Source organism: Methanospirillum sp. (assembly GCF_028679455.1).
GTDB lineage: Archaea > Halobacteriota > Methanomicrobia > Methanomicrobiales > Methanospirillaceae > Methanospirillum.
Genome location: NZ_JAJRBM010000288.1, coordinates 1 through 10,785, shown reverse-complemented (window position 1 = coordinate 10,785; position 10,785 = coordinate 1). Strand labels below are relative to the sequence as shown.

The 10,785-nt window shown below is 47.9% G+C and carries 11 protein-coding genes; 3 read left to right on the top strand and 8 right to left on the bottom strand.

All coding sequences use genetic code 11. The annotated features are described in order from the left end of the window. The 3 genes from LUQ50_RS09760 to LUQ50_RS09750 all read left to right on the top strand — a co-directional run. The coding region (locus LUQ50_RS09760; RefSeq protein WP_300039627.1) for an aminotransferase class V-fold PLP-dependent enzyme at positions 1–620 on the top strand (620 nt) is incomplete at its 5' end. A 4-nt stretch (positions 621–624) separates the two neighbouring features. Further along, a complete protein-coding gene (locus LUQ50_RS09755; protein WP_300039625.1) occupies positions 625–1,920 on the top strand; it encodes an O-acetylhomoserine aminocarboxypropyltransferase/cysteine synthase family protein in 1,296 nt (431 codons plus the stop codon). A 5-nt stretch (positions 1,921–1,925) separates the two neighbouring features. After that, positions 1,926–3,398 carry a homoserine O-acetyltransferase gene (locus LUQ50_RS09750; protein WP_300039623.1) on the top strand — a complete coding sequence of 491 codons (1,473 nt, stop codon included), beginning with the start codon at positions 1,926–1,928 and terminating at the stop codon, positions 3,396–3,398. Between the two features lie 26 nt (positions 3,399–3,424). On the opposite strand, the gene LUQ50_RS09745 is transcribed toward LUQ50_RS09750, so the two are convergent. The 8 genes from LUQ50_RS09745 to larE all read right to left on the bottom strand — a co-directional run. After that, on the bottom strand, positions 3,425–4,114 hold the full coding sequence (locus LUQ50_RS09745; RefSeq protein ID WP_300039621.1) for an ABC transporter ATP-binding protein: 690 nt from the start codon (positions 4,112–4,114) through the stop codon (positions 3,425–3,427). Further along, positions 4,111–5,280 carry an ABC transporter permease gene (locus tag LUQ50_RS09740; RefSeq protein WP_300039619.1) on the bottom strand — a complete coding sequence of 390 codons (1,170 nt, stop codon included), beginning with the start codon at positions 5,278–5,280 and terminating at the stop codon, positions 4,111–4,113. The genes LUQ50_RS09745 and LUQ50_RS09740 overlap by 4 nt, the downstream gene beginning before the upstream one ends. Further along, positions 5,277–5,663 carry a hypothetical protein gene (locus LUQ50_RS09735; protein ID WP_300039617.1) on the bottom strand — a complete coding sequence of 129 codons (387 nt, stop codon included), beginning with the start codon at positions 5,661–5,663 and terminating at the stop codon, positions 5,277–5,279. Before LUQ50_RS09735 ends, LUQ50_RS09740 begins: the two co-directional genes overlap by 4 nt. Positions 5,664–5,893: 230 nt before the next feature. Further along, complete coding sequence (locus LUQ50_RS09730; protein WP_300039615.1) at positions 5,894–7,243, bottom strand: nitrogenase component 1; 1,350 nt, start codon at positions 7,241–7,243, stop codon at positions 5,894–5,896. Between the two features lies 1 nt (position 7,244). Continuing rightward, complete coding sequence (locus LUQ50_RS09725; protein ID WP_300039613.1) at positions 7,245–8,801, bottom strand: nitrogenase component 1; 1,557 nt, start codon at positions 8,799–8,801, stop codon at positions 7,245–7,247. A gap of 18 nt (positions 8,802–8,819) precedes the next feature. Next, the gene (locus LUQ50_RS09720) at positions 8,820–9,731 is read right to left on the bottom strand and encodes a nitrogenase iron protein NifH (RefSeq protein ID WP_300039611.1); all 912 of its coding nucleotides are present in this window, start codon (positions 9,729–9,731) and stop codon (positions 8,820–8,822) included. A gap of 165 nt (positions 9,732–9,896) precedes the next feature. After that, entirely contained in the window at positions 9,897–10,223 is a 327-nt protein-coding gene (locus LUQ50_RS09715; RefSeq protein WP_300039609.1) for a hypothetical protein, read from the bottom strand. Positions 10,224–10,226: 3 nt separating this feature from the next. Further along, positions 10,227–10,785 (bottom strand): ATP-dependent sacrificial sulfur transferase LarE (gene larE, locus LUQ50_RS09710; RefSeq protein ID WP_300039607.1); only part of this gene is annotated, 559 nt, incomplete at its 5' end.

The following is a 10,785-nucleotide window of genomic DNA, read 5'->3' as shown; positions in this document are numbered from 1 at the left end:
GGGCATATACAGTCGGTGTTATGCCGGTTAACGGGAAAGAGATCGGGGCTGACTTTATTGTTGGTTCCGGCCATAAGAGTATGGCTTCGCCAGCGCCTTCCGGGGTGCTGGCGACGACGAGTGAATGGACTGAAAAAGTCTTCCGTACCACCCAGATGGTTGGAGATGTGACCAAACGTAAGTTCGGGATCAAAGAAGTTGAGATGGTCGGATGTACCCTGATGGGATCAAATCTGATAGCGATGATGGCATCTTTCCCTGAAGTACAAGAGCGAACCCTGCACTGGGATGATGAACTGAAAAAGATTAATTTCTTTTCAGATCGTCTGCTTGCTATCGAAGGGAGTAAGATTGTATCAGAGTATCCCCGCAAGCATGCCCTGACTAAGGTTGATACAACCGGCAGCTTTGACAAGATCGCTGCTACTCACAAACGGAGAGGATTCTTCTTCTCTGATGAACTCTCGGCAAGGGGTATCGTGGGTGAGTTCGCGGGAGCTACCCGGACCTGGAAACTCTCTACATACGGACTCTCATGGGAAAAAGTAAGATACCTGGCAGATTCATTCACCGAGATAGCAGAAAAATTCGAATTACCCATAACAAAACAGAACCAATGATACCATGACTAACAAAACTGACAGAAACGCAACCACTTCATTGCACGCAGGACAGGTTCCGGACCCGACAACCGGAGCATTAGCAGTACCGATCTACCAGACCACCAGTTACCAGTTCCGTGATGCAGACCATGCAGCCGCCCTCTTCGGACTTTCCGAACTGGGAAACATCTATACCAGGCTCATGAATCCGACTACTGATGTCCTCGAGAAACGTATTGCAGCACTCGAAGGAGGAACAGGAGGACTCGCGGTCGCTTCAGGTCAGGCCGCCATCAGTTACGCTCTTCTGAATATCACCCGGGTTGGAGATGAGATAGTAGCCGCTAATAACCTGTATGGGGGAACCTACACCCTCCTTCACTATACCTTTGCTAAACTCGGACGCAAAGTTATCTTTGTGGATTCACAGGATCCAGAGGCATTTAAGAAGGCGATTACTCCGAAAACACGTGCATTCTATGCTGAGACCCTTGGAAACCCCAAACTTGATGTCCCGAACTTCCGCAAAATTGCAGACATTGCTCATGAAGCAGGGATCGCATTTGTCGTTGACAACACCTCAGCGGTAGGGCTGGTTAAGCCGATCGAACATGGTGTTGATGTGGTTGTCCACTCTGCGACAAAGTTTGTAGGTGGTCACGGAAACTCCATAGGGGGCCTGATTGTAGACTCAGGAAAATTCAACTGGAGCAACGGGAAATATCCGGAGTTCTCTGAGCCTGATCCGAGTTATCACGGTCTTGTTTATTGGGATGTGTTCAAGGATTTCCCAGGTCTTGGAAATGTCGCATTTGTATTCAAGATCCGGCTCTCACTCCTGCGTGACCTCGGGGCTGCCCTTTCACCCTTCAATGCCTTCCTGCTCCTTCAGGGATTTGAGACGCTTGATCTCCGGGTAAAGAAGCATTCAGAAAACGCTCTTGCCGTGGCAAACCACTTGAAGGCTCACCCAAAGGTAGCCTGGGTTAACTACCCGGGACTTCCGGACAATCCAAGTCATACCCTGGCATCTCAATACCTCAAAGGCGGGTACGGTGCACTTCTCGGAGTAGGTGTCAAAGGTGGAGTAGAGGAAGGAAAGAAAGTTATTAATGCACTAAAACTCTTCTCCCATGTAGCAAACATCGGGGATTCAAAGAGTCTGGTAATTCACCCGGCATCAACCACCCATCAGCAGTTGACTCCGGAAGAACTTACCGCAACCGGAGTAACTCCCGATTACATCAGACTTTCGATTGGAATTGAAAATATCGAAGATATTATCGAGGATCTGGATCAGGCACTTGCTCAGATCTAATCACTATGATTCGAGGATCAATTGGAAAAGTAATTCCGAAACAGGCACAATTTACAGAACCCCTCACGCTTGAAAGTGGGGAGGTTCTCCCTGAATTTACCGTAGCCTACGAGACCTACGGGACTCTGGATAAGGATGCGTCCAACGCTATCCTTGTCTGTCATGCCCTGACCGGCGATGCTCACGCAGCCGGATATCATGAAGGCGATGAAAAACCGGGATGGTGGGAGATGGTCATCGGGCCAGGGAAGGCTTTTGATACTGACCAGTATTTCATCATCTGTTCTAATGTCCTTGGCGGGTGTAAAGGAACCACCGGGCCATCTTCTCTACATCCGGACACCGGAAAACCATACGGTCGTTCATTCCCTATTTTTACCATTTCTGATATGGTCAGGGTACAGCATCATCTTCTGAATTATTTGGGTATCTCCCGTCTTTTCGCTGTTGCAGGGGGATCAATGGGAGGAATGCAGGCACTGCAATGGTCGGTAACGTATCCGGATCTTGTGAGCCGGGTGATTGTTATTGCAAGCACGGCATACTCAACTCCCCAGCAGATAGCGTTCAATGAAGTAGGACGCAGTGCTATCCTGTCTGATCCTGACTGGATGAAAGGAGAATATTATGACCGCACCCCTCCGGTTCATGGTCTTTCACTTGCTAGGATGATTGGTCATATCACCTACCTTTCAGATGAATCGATGCATCATAAATTTGGCAGATATCTTCAGGGTAAAAATGAACTTGGATTTGATTTCTCTACCGATTTTCAGGTAGAGAGTTATCTTCATCACCAGGGCGATCAGTTTGTAAAACGATTTGATGCCAACTCATACCTCTATATCACCAAAGCGGTTGATTATTTTGATCTCACGGTAAACCAGTCGCTTGCAGATGCATTCAGGGATGTTCAGGCACAGTTCCTGATCGTATCGATCTCTTCGGACTGGCTCTATCCTCCCTATCTGTCTCAGGAGATCGTATCCGCCCTCACCTCACTCAATATTGATGTTGATTATTGTGAGATCCGGTCAAACTACGGGCATGATGCCTTTCTGCTCGAGAGTGGACAGATGAATTATCTGCTTGGAAGATTCCTATCTCATCTGACCATCCAGGATCTTATGATCACCAATGTGCCAACCGTGAGTGAGAGTGTAACCATAAAAGGAGCAGCTGCCCTGATGATCGCTGAATCCGTCAACCATCTACCAATCGTTGCGGCAGATGGCCGGTTATGTGGAATTGTTACTTCATGGGATATCTCACGTTCAGTTGCACAGGAGTACCGATCACTTGAGGATATTATGTCACGGGAGGTTATTACGGCTTCACCGGGTGAACTGGTCTCTGACGCAGTGAAACGGATGGAACAGCATCATATCTCAGCACTCCCGGTATTAGACGAAGAGCGACGAGTAGTCGGCTTAATCACCGCAGAACGGCTTTCCCGGCTGGTTAGCAGATGCCGATAATTCCTTTTTTTTACAGACTCAAAAAATTATGAATCATCAGTTCCGGTTGATGATTCATCATGAATAATCCCATCGCAAATCGTAACTATCCGGTGTGATCTCCTCGCGAGATCCGGATTATGGGTGACTACAATCAGAGTGATTCCCTGGCGGGTCAATTCTTCAAATATCACGTATATCTGTTCTGCAGTAGCGGAATCCAGGTTACCTGTTGGTTCATCAGCAAGGATGATCTCCGGACGATTCACGAGTGCCCTGCCGATTGCAACACGCTGCATCTCTCCTCCGGATAATTCGTGCGGCTTATGGCCGGCACGTTCAGTCAGGCCAACCATCGCCAGAATCTGTTCAATCCATGCCTCATCGATCTTCTGTCTGCTAAATATCAGCGGGAGCATAATGTTCTCCCTGGCAGTCATTGTTGGAATCAGAAAGAACTGTTGGAATACAAATCCAATCGTATGACGGCGTAACGATACCCGTTCCCGTTCGGGAAGACCAGAGATCTCCTTTCCGTCGATCAGAATGGTTCCTCCATCAGGAGTGTCAAGCGATCCAATCAGGTTCATAAGTGCTGTTTTCCCTGAACCTGAAGGTCCCACGATGGAGATAAACTCCCCAGCCCGGGCTGTAAGACTGACTCCTTTCAGGGCATGAATCTCTTCAGATCCTCGCCGGTATATTTTGGTCAGGTTCTGGACCTCAAGGAGATTCATACTGCCTCACTCCTGATGGCTTCTATAGGACTCAGTCGCGATGAACGATATGCCGGATATAGTCCGCAGATCACACCAAGGATCACCGAAAAGCCAATACATATCAATGCTACTTCGGGATCAAACGCGATCAGGCTGCCTGCCGGTGCATATGGTATGGCACCTCTGATAAATTGTTCAATCAGCCCTGCTCCGACCAGGGCTCCACCAACGCCGGCAATACCTCCGAGAGTGGTTATTACGATAGTTTCAGTCAGGATCATAATCCCGATGTCTGTTGATGATGCTCCGATCGCTTTAAACATACCAAGTTCACGGGTCCGCTCATACACAGACATAAGCAGCGTATTACTGATTCCGCAGGCACTGATTACCACCGCCACCGCAATCAATGAGAAGAGCAGGATTCTGGCAGAACCTACCAGATTCATGATCGTTCCGGTTACCTGGGTCATGGTTACCACCTGAACCTCGGGAATCTTCTCAATTTCATCAGAATGATCACTGATCTGCGTTATGTCATCCAGGAAAACAGCGACTGCATTGACTTTATGTTCTTTTCCAAACACTCGTTGAGTTTCAGACAGAGAAACGAGGTGAAATTCATCTTCCTGTCCACCGGTCCGATCAAGAATCCCAACAATCTCAAACGGTTCTTTTTTAGGACCAAAATTCAGGATCTGTCCGACCTTCAGGTTCTCTTTTTCAGCAAGTCCTCTCCCGATAACCATCACATTTTTTTCAGTATCTGAAAAGAAACGACCTTCTGCATGCCAGTATGGACGGAGTTTGAGCATATCTGAACTCTCGATTCCATATACAATATGGGGAGTACCATTCAGGAGGAACTGATGCATGAGAATGGGGGTGGCAATGGCTACTCCGGGAATATTCCTGATAGAAGAAAGATCGCTTTCATTCAGATATTTCGGGATAACGCCTCCATGAATGATCATGCTGGCAGCCTCATACGGGCAGCCTTTCGGTACTGCAAGGAGATGTATGCCGAGATTATCCACCTCTTTGGTCAACTCCTGTTCGTATCCTGCATTGAATGCAAGCAGGGAGAAGAGCACAGAAACCGCTATCGCTACACCCGCTATCGTCAAAAGGGTCCTGACCTTTCGCCTGCGAAGATTCCGGAAGGCGAGCGTGAAAAGGTTCATGGATAGGTTTTTCCACCCAGCAGGACACTGCTGCCGATCAGAGAAGCGTCATTATCCTTAACTTTGAGTACGCCGGTTACGGTAACCTCTTTCCCCATTGCCGGGGGGATAACAAAGTTGTTTGGTTTCAGATTGACATAGAGATCACCGGATTCATCTGATATGATGAACCAGCATCCGGACCCACATTGAGAGGTTATCTTTCCGGTTACTTCTATCAGTTTTGCATCGTACTCAAGAGCATTTTCCAGGATTTCTCCGGTAGTTACCGTCAAAGGAGTAGTTGTGTTTACTTCAGACTGACTGTCAGATTCTACCGCAACACAGGCAGTAACCAGCGTGAATGCAAAGACCAGAGAGATAAGCATGCAATAGATTTTCATAATACACATCCCGGTGGTCAGGTAACCACCGTATCTTTGATCATCTTATTTGAACGGTGATATTAAGTGAATTCTCATAGGATCAGCTACATATCAGAAAAACAGATGCTTGTATCGTGCGGAAGGAAAAAATGTGTTTCGTAATAAGGGAGAAGGATTAATCGGATCTCCCGATTATGCTTGTGATATCGGTGTTCATGACCGGTGTCACCAACATTGCCTGTGATTTTTTATAACGGCCCTACGAAGGTGCTGACGGTCTCTTCAAAGAGCGTGAGTCCTCCGTCAAATCCTGCATAGGTCCGGTTCAGGATGAGCCGGTTCATGGTTGGGAACGAGACGGTGACAGGACATGCTCCAAACTCCTCAAGTGCGGTGGGAGCTTCGAGCGAACTGGCATACAGGAACAGGAATGGCCGGTTCTTCAGATTCTGTCTGATAAGATGTGAGTCAGTCTCAAATATGACATCCGGCTTTACCGGGGTTTCAAGCCCTTGGGTAAGGTGCCTCGTGATCTCTCCTCTGACTTCCTCCGGAGGCTCATCACTGATCTGGACAACATCAGGCAGGTACCCGAGTTCATTTACCAGGAACCTGGTAATCCCGATTGCAGTACCGGAGTCTGCGACGACTGCGAAGAACGGATGCGGCCTGACCAGCATATGGGCATCACCACCATACTCGATGAACCGGTACACCCGCCTCTCTTCTTCCTCGATCAATGGTTCCACAATATCATCAGAGATATTGAAGGTCTTTGCCACGGTTCGAAGGAACTCCCCGGTCTTTTTTGGTCCGATTGGCACAGACGGGAAACTCAGGTACGGAGTTCCGAATTTCTCTTTGAGGAGTTCAACTACCCGGTGACCATTCCAGGTTGAGAGGACAATATTGTACTCGGCTGCGGGAATGTTCTTGAGCTGGGCAATTCCATCAAATTCGGTCAGGAACACCTGTGCCTTGATTCCGATCCTGGCAAGCAGATCTTTGATTACCTTTGCATCACCTTTCCAGAATACGTGCTGGTACGGCACAATCCCGAAGATATTGACTGTTTTTTGCTGTATCTTCTCTGCAGGTTTGAGGAGATCGTTGATTATTGCCTCAAAGAAGAGTTCGTACCCTTCATAGGAGTTTCCGGTGAATCCTGATGTCTTTACGTGAACGATGTCATGTTCTTCTTTGAACGGTCTGACTACCGCACTTACATCATCACCGATAAGGGAGGGAACACAACCGGTGATCACAGTGAAGAGATCTCCTTCCATCAGTTCAACACTGGCTTTGATGAGATCTTTCAGTTTTTCCTCTCCTCCGAAGACCACATGGTGCTCAACAAGTGAGGAACAGGGGGTACTGGTACCTCCCTGCGGGCCACCAGCATTCTGTCCTCCGGCGTATAACTGGCCAAAGAGCTGGCCTATTCCACAACCTGCACCTGAGTGGAGGATCGGAACCGTGCCATATATCCCAAGAGCGGTTCCAAGGGCACCTCCGAGTGCACAGGAGAACCTCGGAGCTTCAATTGCTCGTCCTTCTGAAAAATCTTCAGACCCTGATTCTGTTTCTGTACTACCCATGTTAGATACTCTCCGGTTTCATGTAATAGAGTGGATTCGTCTGTTTGAACCACCATTCGCGGTAACTGTCTTTTGTCTTTGCTTTGAGATTTTTCTGGAATGAAGTGCTCTTGAGTGACTGGAGCAGGAAGTTTCCGAATGCGATTGCTCCGGTATATCCACTCTGTGCACTCCACGGATGTGGATCTCCCCGAAGTGCATGTATTCTGGTAGAGCCTTTGATCCGCTTGTATGCTCCACCCTGGAATGGGCAGCTGAGGGTGAGATCCGGGTCGAGCTGCTGGGTGATGTGAGACTGTTCTGCTGCCTGGAAGGTATTTACCAGGAGATCGAAGTCACCGACCTTTCCTATCACTTCCTCAAGATCTTCGAGGATCAGGTTATCATAATCCTGTGACATTGCAGCCGGTGAGCTGAGTCCTAGTTCGTCAAAGAACGGCAACTGTGCAAGTAATCGTCCCTGTCCAAGGGATCCGAGTACCCGGACCTTGTTTCCTTTCTCTGCAGCGATACGATCAAATTCTGATCTGATTGCCTGTAACTTTGGAATCCAGGTCTTGTGTTCCTCTTCGATCAGGTTCTCAATCTCATCAACCTTTCCGGTATGCGTTCCGATCTGGCGGAGCCATGCATCAGTGTTTGCAACTCCCATCGGGGATGGATACATAAAGTAGGGCACACCGTACTCCTGTTGCAGGCCGCGTGAGAGGTAATCGGTATAGGTCGGACAGAGTGGAGCGGTAACTGCTGCTTCTGATAACTGCTGAAACTGCTCAACACTGGCGAACTCAGGGATGAGGTTTGCACGAAGCCCTACTTTACCGAGCAGACGCTTGATCTCAAGCCGGTCCTGCCAGGTGTATGAGAGCATACTTGCAACATTCACCAGATCCTCCTGTTTCTTCGCTGGTTTCTTCACCAGATACTTCAGGACCGCATGCCAGAAAGCATCATATCCGGTCTGAACCAGCCGGGATCGAACACCTTCACAGTGGATCGGCACGATAGTTGCATCGATGTGAGGCTGCACATCTGCGACTGCCCCTTCAATATCCTCACCGATAATACCGGTAGTACAGGAAGTCAGAATGAAGATTGCTTTTGGATCATAGCGCCTCTGAGCTTCGTATATCGTTTTCTTGAGCTTATCTCCTGCTCCGTACACCACATCCTTATCACGGAGGTTGGTGGTCATCCAGTGGAGATCGTAGTTTGCCGGTCTTCCCATCTCAACCGGAACACCTCTGAAGAGCTCCCGGTATCCAAGTGCTGATGACGAACAACCTACCGGTGCATGGAAGATCGTAGCTGAATCCCTGATGGTTCCGACACGGACCGAGAGGTAGAAGTTTAATGTACAACCTGAAGATTGTGCAAATCCACGCTCATGGTTCTTCAGGCATCCTGATTTTGCCTGGTCAACGAGTTCACTCGCTTTCCCATAGAAGATATTGATACCATTAGCCCGTTGCTCGCGGTTTGGACAGGTATCCTGAGAGAGATCTATCTTCTTTTCATAGAGTTCATTATCAGCCTCTTCCCGGGTTTTATAAACCATTTTTCCCTCCTTGTTTTCTTATGTTGCTGGTGATGCTGTTTCGGGTGTACGAACAGAACTCTCATCATCCTTCTTCTCAAGAAGACGATCAGACCATGATTCTGCCCAGGTTTTCAGATTTTCTGCTTCTAGTGGAGCTGGGACATACTTCTTCTCATTTGTTACGATGGCCTTTGCCAGTCTTCTGTACACTTCTGCCTGCTCTGAATCAGGATCGTACTCCACTGCAGTCTGACCGCGAAGTTCACTTCTGATGATGGTCACCGACCTCGGCACATACTCTGCGATGGTAGTTCCGGTCTGTGATGCAAAATCATCGATGATCTCTCTCTGGATCGGCAATGCCACCGAATTTGCAATGATTCCGGAGAACAAAGCCCCTCCACTGTTTGCATACTTTTTGATACCTTTGAAGAGGTTGTTCGCGGCGTAAACAGCCATGAAATCGGCTGAAGTGACGGTGTATACCTGTTCTGCCACGCCCTCTCTGATAGGTACTGAGAATCCTCCGCAGACCACATCACCAAGGACATCATAGAGGACTACATCAGGATCATACTGTTCGAAGACCTTTTTTTGTCTGAGCAGTTCAATCGCTGCAATGATTCCCCGTCCTGCACATCCAACACCTGGCTCTGGACCGCCTGCCTCAATACACAGCACTCCGCCAAATCCTTCGTATACGATATCTGCTATCTCAATCTTCTTTCCACTCCTGATCGCATCAAGAACCGTGGGAATGGATTTTCCTCCTCTCAAGTTGTTGGTTGAATCGCTTTTAGGGTCGCATCCAATCTGGATGACCTTCAGGCCACTATCTGCAAGGGCGGCACTGATATTGGATGTCGTGGTTGACTTCCCAATACCCCCTTTGCCATATATGGCAATATTTTTGGCTTTGGTCATGCTTTCTCCGATTTCTGATAACAAGGTTAATCGGGAGAAAGATAAAGCGAAAGAAAGAAGCAATTGATGGCGGTATGTTTCAAAAAGTGGATAACATGCGGCAATTTATGCCAGGATCAGATCTCATATTCTAATTTGTTACATAATAGTTTGATTCCTGTTCATGGTGATTGGCCGGGTTCACAGGTGTTAAAACTGTATCTCCTCTGTTTCTCGTACCTCAATTGAGATATTGGAGACAACCTGTGCAAAACCAATGAAGGAATGCAGATTATCTGAGTAAATCGATTGAAGTGAATGAGGGATGTAAATTCGGATTATTCCGGGTTCTCCTGAATATTCTCTCTGAATCAGAACAATCTGACGAAGTACCTCGACAATCTGGCTAAAATTAATTCGCTTAATCACCCGGACATGACCAATATACGTATCATCTATCCATATCCGGTACCGATCTGAATTCAGGAATACCCCATCAGATAAGGATGAGAGGGTTTTCTCTCCTGAAATCGTCATGATTCATCGTTCAACAGGGAGAACTTCATCCATACTTCCTGACCGGTATCCCCGGAGGTCAAGAGTAACATATGAAAACCCGATCTCACGGAATCGTTCATCGATCTGAGATCGCTTTTCAATTATCTCGGGAATATCACCGGGATCAACTTCTATTCTGGCAATATTCCCGTGATGCCGGACACGGACCTGACTGAACTTCAGACTGGCGAGAAATTCTTCCCCTTTCTCAATCATGCCCAGCTTTTCATCTGTTATCTCATCACCATAGGGAATACGGGAGTACAGACACGCAGCTGATGGTTTATTCCAGAATGGGAGTCCTTTCTCTCTGGCTATCTGTCTGATCTCTGGTTTGGTGATCCCAGCCATGATAAACGGGTGAATCACACCACAGGAACTGAAGGCTTCAATTCCAGGGCGATGTTCTCCGAGATCAGAAACATTTGCACCATCTGCAATGAATCTGCTTTCATAGCGTTCAGCTGCTTTCGCAAGCGTCTGATACGTACCCAGTTTGCAATGTCTACAGCGATCAGAGGGATTGATCTGTTTCAGATCC

Excerpts from the sequence above, each read along its gene's own strand:
- LUQ50_RS09755 (WP_300039625.1), top strand. The coding sequence starts at position 625 with ATGACTAACAAAACTGACAGAAACGCAACCACTTCATTGCACGCAGGA.
- LUQ50_RS09750 (WP_300039623.1), top strand. The coding sequence starts at position 1,926 with ATGATTCGAGGATCAATTGGAAAAGTAATTCCGAAACAGGCACAATTT.
- LUQ50_RS09745 (WP_300039621.1), bottom strand. The coding sequence starts at position 4,114 with ATGAATCTCCTTGAGGTCCAGAACCTGACCAAAATATACCGGCGAGGA.
- LUQ50_RS09740 (WP_300039619.1), bottom strand. The coding sequence starts at position 5,280 with ATGAACCTTTTCACGCTCGCCTTCCGGAATCTTCGCAGGCGAAAGGTC.
- LUQ50_RS09735 (WP_300039617.1), bottom strand. The coding sequence starts at position 5,663 with ATGAAAATCTATTGCATGCTTATCTCTCTGGTCTTTGCATTCACGCTG.
- LUQ50_RS09730 (WP_300039615.1), bottom strand. The coding sequence starts at position 7,243 with ATGGGTAGTACAGAAACAGAATCAGGGTCTGAAGATTTTTCAGAAGGA.
- LUQ50_RS09725 (WP_300039613.1), bottom strand. The coding sequence starts at position 8,801 with ATGGTTTATAAAACCCGGGAAGAGGCTGATAATGAACTCTATGAAAAG.
- LUQ50_RS09715 (WP_300039609.1), bottom strand. The coding sequence starts at position 10,223 with ATGACGATTTCAGGAGAGAAAACCCTCTCATCCTTATCTGATGGGGTA.